Annotated in this window: 6 protein-coding genes; all 6 read left to right on the top strand. The window is 49.8% G+C overall.

The window, feature by feature from the left end:
* Positions 1-376 precede the first annotated feature (376 nt).
* Positions 377-1,279: a glucosaminidase domain-containing protein gene (locus RDN79_RS14580; RefSeq protein WP_298550220.1), complete on the top strand. Its 903-nt coding sequence runs from the start codon at positions 377-379 to the stop codon at positions 1,277-1,279.
* A gap of 44 nt (positions 1,280-1,323) precedes the next feature.
* A complete protein-coding gene (locus RDN79_RS14575) occupies positions 1,324-2,496 on the top strand; it encodes an AIR synthase-related protein (protein ID WP_298550218.1) in 1,173 nt (390 codons plus the stop codon).
* Positions 2,489-3,598, top strand: a complete 1,110-nt coding sequence (gene prfA, locus RDN79_RS14570) for a peptide chain release factor 1 (RefSeq protein ID WP_298550224.1) — start codon at positions 2,489-2,491, stop codon at positions 3,596-3,598. The genes RDN79_RS14575 and prfA overlap by 8 nt, the downstream gene beginning before the upstream one ends.
* Before the next feature lie 35 nt (positions 3,599-3,633).
* Positions 3,634-4,476, top strand: coding sequence for an orotidine-5'-phosphate decarboxylase (gene pyrF / locus RDN79_RS14565; RefSeq protein ID WP_298550216.1), 843 nt, complete (start codon positions 3,634-3,636; stop codon positions 4,474-4,476).
* Between the two features lie 89 nt (positions 4,477-4,565).
* Positions 4,566-5,609, top strand: a complete 1,044-nt coding sequence (gene lpxD / locus RDN79_RS14560; RefSeq protein ID WP_298550214.1) for a UDP-3-O-(3-hydroxymyristoyl)glucosamine N-acyltransferase — start codon at positions 4,566-4,568, stop codon at positions 5,607-5,609.
* Positions 5,610-5,645: 36 nt separating this feature from the next.
* A complete protein-coding gene (locus tag RDN79_RS14555) occupies positions 5,646-7,031 on the top strand; it encodes a bifunctional UDP-3-O-[3-hydroxymyristoyl] N-acetylglucosamine deacetylase/3-hydroxyacyl-ACP dehydratase (protein WP_298550212.1) in 1,386 nt (461 codons plus the stop codon).
* Positions 7,032-7,080: the final 49 nt, after the last annotated feature.

Genomic DNA, 7,080 nt, shown 5'->3' with positions numbered 1-7,080 from the left:
GATAAAATAAGCCTTATTTTCAATATTCGTCTATTTTTTAAATGAAAGAGCCGTGCCCGAAAACCGACTTTTTTCGAGGTGTGCAGCCCATAATCCGAAAATTCTGCTACATTTGTAGTCGGAACCCTCCGAATCGGGCTTGTAATTCAGCGTGTTGGAAGCCTCTTAAAATCTCCGCCGCCGTTTTGAAAAGAGTAACGGGATAGTAACGCAACTCCGGTTTCAGTTGGCTTTTTGGCGGTTTCGCTTGGCTTCGTCCTTGCAGCCCGTTTTCCTCTAAACCCCTTGTTTTCAACCTTCCTGCGCTCATCTGCTCAATCTCTCATTTTTTATTCTTATCTTTGTGCAAAATATAATTATACATAACGAATCAGTCATGCGATCAACACTACGAATCCTTTCCCTGCTCCTGATGCTGTCCGTTACCGGAGCGGCACTTGGAGCCGGCCAACGGAAAGTGCCGGCATACGAAAAGTATATCAAACAATACGGCAATTTAGCCATCCAGCATCAAAAGAAGTTCCGCATCCCGGCAAGCATCACGCTTGCGCAAGGGCTATTGGAATCCGGAGCCGGACAAAGCGAGCTGGCACGCAAATCGAACAACCATTTCGGCATCAAGTGCCATTCCGATTGGAGGGGTGGCCGTGTCTATCACGATGACGACCTGCGCGGAGAATGTTTCCGTAAATATAAGAATCCGGAACAGTCTTACGAAGATCACGCCCGTTTCCTGGTCGACCGTCCCCGCTACGCATCCCTCTTTAAACTGAAAGTAACCGACTATAAAGGCTGGGCAAGAGGTTTGCAGAAATGCGGATATGCGACCGACCGCGCATACGCCAACCGGCTGATCAAGTTGATCGAAGATTATGACCTGTACCGGTATGATACGGCAAAAGGCGGTAAAAAATCCAACAGGCAACCGGCACGCATTTCCCGCTATACGGTCTACCGTACAAACGGCCTGCTGTATGTCTATTCCAACGGCAAGGACAGCTTCGACGACATAGCCGCCAGCCTCGGCTTCCGCGTAAAAGACCTGAAGAAATACAACGAGGTGCCGGAAGATTTCCCGTTGCAGGAAAACGATATCGTTTATCTGGAAAAGAAAAAGAAGAAAGCGGACAAGCCGAATTATGACCATGTCGTACAGGTAGGCGAATCCATGCACAGCATCGCACAGAAATACGGAATACAGATCAAAAGCTTATATAAGATGAATAAAAAGCACAAAGATTATATCCCAGAAGAAGGAGATGTGCTAAAACTTAGATAAGTAAGACAAAAAATAGTATCTTTGCAGACAAATTCACAAAAACAATGAGTGACCAACGTTATAATCTACGCGGTGTATCCGCTTCGAAAGAAGATGTTCACAACGCAATAAAGAACATCGACAAGGGAATCTTTCCCCAAGCATTCTGTAAGATCATTCCCGACATTCTGGGAGGCGATCCCGAATATTGCAACATCATGCATGCCGACGGAGCCGGAACCAAGTCATCCCTGGCTTATATGTACTGGAAAGAAACCGGAGATTTGTCGGTATGGAAAGGTATCGCGCAAGACGCTTTGATTATGAATATCGACGACCTGCTGTGCGTGGGCGCCGTAGACAACATATTGGTTTCCTCTACCATCGGACGCAACAAGTTGCTGATTCCGGGCGAAGTGATCTCCGCCATCATCAACGGGACAGACGAACTATTGGCCGAACTTCGCGAAATGGGAGTGGGTTGTTATGCTACAGGCGGCGAAACGGCCGATGTCGGTGACCTGGTGCGTACCATCATCGTCGACAGCACGGTTACCTGCCGCATGAAACGCGCCGATGTGATCGACAATGCGAATATCTGTCCGGGCGACGTGATCGTCGGACTGGCATCTTTCGGGCAGGCAACCTACGAGAAAGAATATAACGGCGGCATGGGAAGCAACGGGCTGACCAGTGCACGTCACGACGTATTTGCCAAGTATCTGGCGGAAAAATACCCGGAAAGCTTCGACAAGGCTGTCCCCGACGAACTGGTTTACAGCGGAGGCTTGAAACTGACCGACACCGTAGAGGGATCGCCGTTGAACGCAGGCAAACTGGTGCTTTCTCCTACACGGACCTATGCTCCGGTAGTCAAAAAGCTATTGGATGCGTTGCGTCCGGATATCCACGGCATGGTACACTGCTCAGGCGGTGCACAGACCAAGGTAATGCATTTCATCGGAAACAATTGCCGCGTGGTCAAGGACAATATGTTCCCCGTTCCCCCGCTGTTCAAGACGATCAAGGAGCAGAGCGGCACGGCTTGGGACGAGATGTACAAAGTGTTCAACATGGGACACCGTCTGGAAGTCTATCTTTCTCCCGAACATGCGGAAGAGGTGATTGCCATCAGCAAATCATTCAATATCGACGCGCAGATTGTCGGCCGCATAGAAGAAAGCGACAAGAAAGAACTGATTATTAAAAGCGAGTTCGGTGAGTTCATATATGGCTGAGGATAATACGCTATTAGAGAAACTGGACGGATTGGTATCGCGCTTCGAAGAAGTCTCGACGCTCATCACAGATCCTGATGTCATCGCTGACCAGAAAAGATACGTCAAGCTCACGAAAGAATATAAGGAGCTGAACGAAATCATAAAAGCCCGCAAGGAATATGTGCAATGCCTCAACGGCCTGGAGGAAGCCCGTCTGATGATGGCCGAAAACGATCCGGAGATGAAAGAGATAGCCCGTGAAGAAGCGGCTGCCTGCGAAGCGCGTATCCCGGAATTGGAAGAGGAGATCAAGCTGCTCCTCGTGCCGGCCGACCCGCAGGACGACAAAAACGCCATTGTCGAAATACGTGGCGGAACGGGTGGCGACGAAGCCGCGCTCTTCGCCGGCGACCTGTATCGCATGTACGTGAAGTATTGCGAGATGAAAGGCTGGAAAGTGGCCCTGTCCAGTTGTAGCGAAGGAGCGGCCGGCGGTTTCAAGGAAATCATCTTTACCGTGAGCGGAGAAAAGGTGTACGGGACCCTTAAATACGAATCGGGCGTGCATCGCGTACAACGCGTGCCGGCAACCGAAACACAGGGACGCGTGCATACATCGGCGGCGACCGTCGCCGTCCTCCCCGAAGCAGACGAGTTTGACGTGGAAATCAACGAAGGCGAAATCAAATGGGATACGTTCCGTTCGGGTGGAGCCGGAGGACAGAACGTAAACAAGGTCGAATCAGGCGTCCGCCTGCGCTATGTCTGGAAGAATCCGAATACAGGCGAAAGCGAAGAAATCCTGATCGAATGCACCGAGACACGCGACCAACCGAAGAACAAGGAACGCGCCCTCACGCGCCTGCGTTCGTTTATATATGACAAGGAACACCAGAAATATCTGGATGACATTGCTAACAAACGTAAGACGATGGTTTCCACCGGCGACCGCTCGGCGAAGATCCGTACCTACAATTATCCGCAAGGACGCATCACCGACCATCGTATCAACTACACGATTTACAATCTTTCAGCCTTTATGGATGGGGATATACAAGGATGCCTCGATCAACTGATCGTGGCCGAGAACGCTGAACGACTGAAAGAGTCTGAACTATAACATCATTTTTAGACTAATTTTTTACACGTAACAACATGAACAAGCAGCAATTATTCGAAAACATCAAGAAAAAGCAGTCCTTCCTTTGCGTGGGGCTCGATACTGATATAAAGAAGATCCCGCAGCACCTGCTGTCTGAAGAAGATCCGATCTTCGCATTCAACAAAGCGATCATCGACGCGACAGCCGACTATTGCGTGGCTTATAAACCGAACCTGGCCTTCTATGAAAGTCTGGGCGTAAAAGGGATGATGTCATTCGAAAAGACAGTCGCCTACCTGCGTGAAAACTATCCCGACCAGTTTATCATTGCCGATGCAAAGCGCGGGGACATCGGAAACACTTCCGAAATGTATGCACGTTATTTCTTCGACCATATCAAGGTCGATGCCGTAACGGTCGCCCCGTATATGGGCGAAGACAGTGTGAAACCGTTCCTGATCTATCCGGAAGCCTGGGTGATCCTGCTGGCATTGACTTCCAACAAAGGCTCGCACGATTTCCAGTTGACGGAAGATGCGGATGGCGAACGGTTGTTCGAAAAAGTATTGAAAAAGTCACAGGATTGGGCTACGGACGAACAGATGATGTATGTGGTAGGCGCCACCCAGGGAAAGATGTTCCTGGATATCCGCAAACACGCTCCCAACCACTTCCTGCTGGTTCCGGGCGTAGGCGCACAGGGCGGAAGCCTCGCCGAAGTGGCCCAGTACGGCATGAACGACCGGTGCGGATTGCTGGTAAACTCTTCCCGTGCTATCATATATGCAGACAAAACGGAGAATTTTGCCAATGCAGCGCGTGAAGCAGCCCAGGCCGTACAACGCGAAATGGCAGGATATCTGCACGATAAAGGAATTATTCCCTGCAAAGCATAGGCTATCCCAATAATTTTCACCATTTTTGCAAACTGCCTTGATGCAAATCCGGGCAGTTGCATTTGAAATACATATAATAAGATTAAGTAATGGAGTTTTCAGCCCAACAAATAGCGAGCGTTTTAGGTGGAACCGTCGAAGGCAACCCTGAAGTGAAAGTCAACAACTTCTCTAAGATAGAAGAAGGTAAACCGGGAACATTGACCTTCCTGGCAAACCCCAAATATGAACATTTTATCTACAAAACTGAAGCAAGCATTGTTTTGGTAAACAGTGATTTCACTCCCGCCGAACCGGTCAAAGCCACTTTGGTCAAGGTAGCCAATGCCTATGCTTCACTCGCCATACTGTTGAATATGGTGGAACAGGCGAAAACAAAGAAAGCGGGTATAGACGCTACGGCGTTCATCGCCGGTTCGGCAACGGTCGGCGAAGGATGTTATGTCGGCAACTTCGCCTATATCGGCGAAGACGTGAAGATCGGCAAGAACAGCCGTATTTATCCACACGCTTACATCGGCGACCATGTGACCGTTGGCGATAACTGTACGGTCTATCCGCACGCGACCATCTACAACGGCTGCGTAATCGGCAACAACTGCATCCTGCATGCCGGAAGCGTGATCGGGTCGGACGGTTTCGGTTTCGCTCCCGAAGGCGATAACTACAAGAAGATCCCCCAATTAGGAAATGTCATACTGGAAGACGATGTCGAAATCGGAGCCAATACCACGATAGACCGCGCCGTCATGGACTCGACCATCATCCGCCGGGGTGTCAAACTGGACAATCTGGTACAGATTGCACACAACGTGGAAGTCGGCGAAAATACGGTCATGGCAGCCCAGGTAGGCATCGCCGGGTCCGTGAAGATCGGCAGCCATTGTATGTTCGGAGGCCAGGCCGGGCTATCCGGCCATATCCATGTGGCGGACCATGTGGTATTCGGTGCACAATGCGGCGTGATCAGCGATGTCAAAGAACCGGCGACCCTGTTAGGCGCTCCGGCTATCAACGCAAAGGCGTTTATGCGCTCCAGCGCGATATTCAACCGCCTGCCGGACATGTACCGCCAGATGGGACAGATGCAGCGTGAGATAGAACGACTTAAATCGGCAATTGACAATGAATAAATCATAAATTATAAATCATAAATCAATATAGATCGTATGCAGAAACAGAAAACGCTTGCCACGAGTTTCTCTATGCAAGGAAAAGGGTTGCATACGGGGCTGGATATTCAAATCACATTCCACCCTGCACCCGAAAATCATGGATACAAAATCAAACGTGTTGACCTGGAAGGAGGACCTGTAATCGATGCCGTTGCTGAAAACGTAGCCGGAACCCAAAGAGGAACCGTACTTTCCAAAAACGGTATCCAGGTAAGTACCATTGAACATGCGATGGCAGCTTTATATGCCTACGAAATAGACAACTGCCTGATCGAGGTGAACGCACCCGAATTCCCGATTCTCGACGGCAGTTCCCGTTTTTTCAGTGAAGAGATTCAGAAAGCCGGTGTCGTAGAACAAAACGCACCGAAAGATTACTATATCGTAAAGCACAAGATCGAAGTCAAGGATGAAGAAACAGGTTCTTCCCTCATCATCCTGCCGGACGACAAGTTCAGCGTCAATGTACTGATTTCCTTCAATTCGCCTGTGCTTTCCAACCAGTTCGCCACGCTGAACGACCTGAGTGAATTCCCGACGGAACTGGCCGCTTCCCGCACATTCGTGTTTGTCCGCGAAGTAGAGATGTTGTTGCAGAACAACCTGATCAAAGGCGGCGACCTCGACAATGCAATCGTTATCTATGACCAGAAAGTGTCGCAGGAAATGCTCGACAACCTCGCCGACAAACTGTCTATCCCGCATAAGGACGTACAGGACTTGGGTTACATCAACAATAAACCGCTGGTATTCGACAACGAGCCGGCACGTCACAAACTGATCGATGTGATCGGCGACCTGGCATTGATCGGCAAACCGATCCGCGGCCGTGTAATCGCTACCCGTCCGGGACATAAGATCAACAACCAGTTGGCACGCATGATCCGCAAGGACATCAAACTGAACGAAGTCCAGGCTCCCGTCTATGATCCGAACAGCACTCCGGTTATGGATATCAACCGTATCCGTGAATTGCTCCCGCATCGTTACCCGTTCCTCTTGGTCGACAAGATCATCGAGATCGGCGGCAACTATATCGTAGGTGTGAAAAACATCACGAGCAACGAGCCTTTCTTTACGGGCCATTTCCCCCAGGAACCGGTTATGCCGGGCGTACTGCAAGTTGAAGCGATGGCCCAGACCGGCGGGTTGCTCGTTCTGAATTCGGTAGACGAACCGGAACGCTATTCCACTTATTTCATGAAGATCGACGGCGTCAAATTCCGTCAGAAAGTCGTTCCGGGCGATACGCTGATCCTCCGTTTGGAATTGCTGGCTCCCATCCGCCGTGGTATCTCCACCATGAAAGGATACGTATTCGTAGGCGACAAGCTGGTTAGCGAAGCCGAGTTTATGGCACAGATCGTAAAGAATAAATAAATCCATGATTTATGATTTCAGATTTATGATTTATGGTAACGACATGATA

Origin of the sequence: uncultured Parabacteroides sp. (genome assembly GCF_902493135.1) — a bacterium.
In the GTDB taxonomy this organism is placed as follows: Bacteria; Bacteroidota; Bacteroidia; order Bacteroidales; family Tannerellaceae; genus Parabacteroides.
The sequence above is the reverse complement of the archived record's forward strand: the minus strand, read 5'-3'. Positions and strand labels throughout refer to the sequence as shown.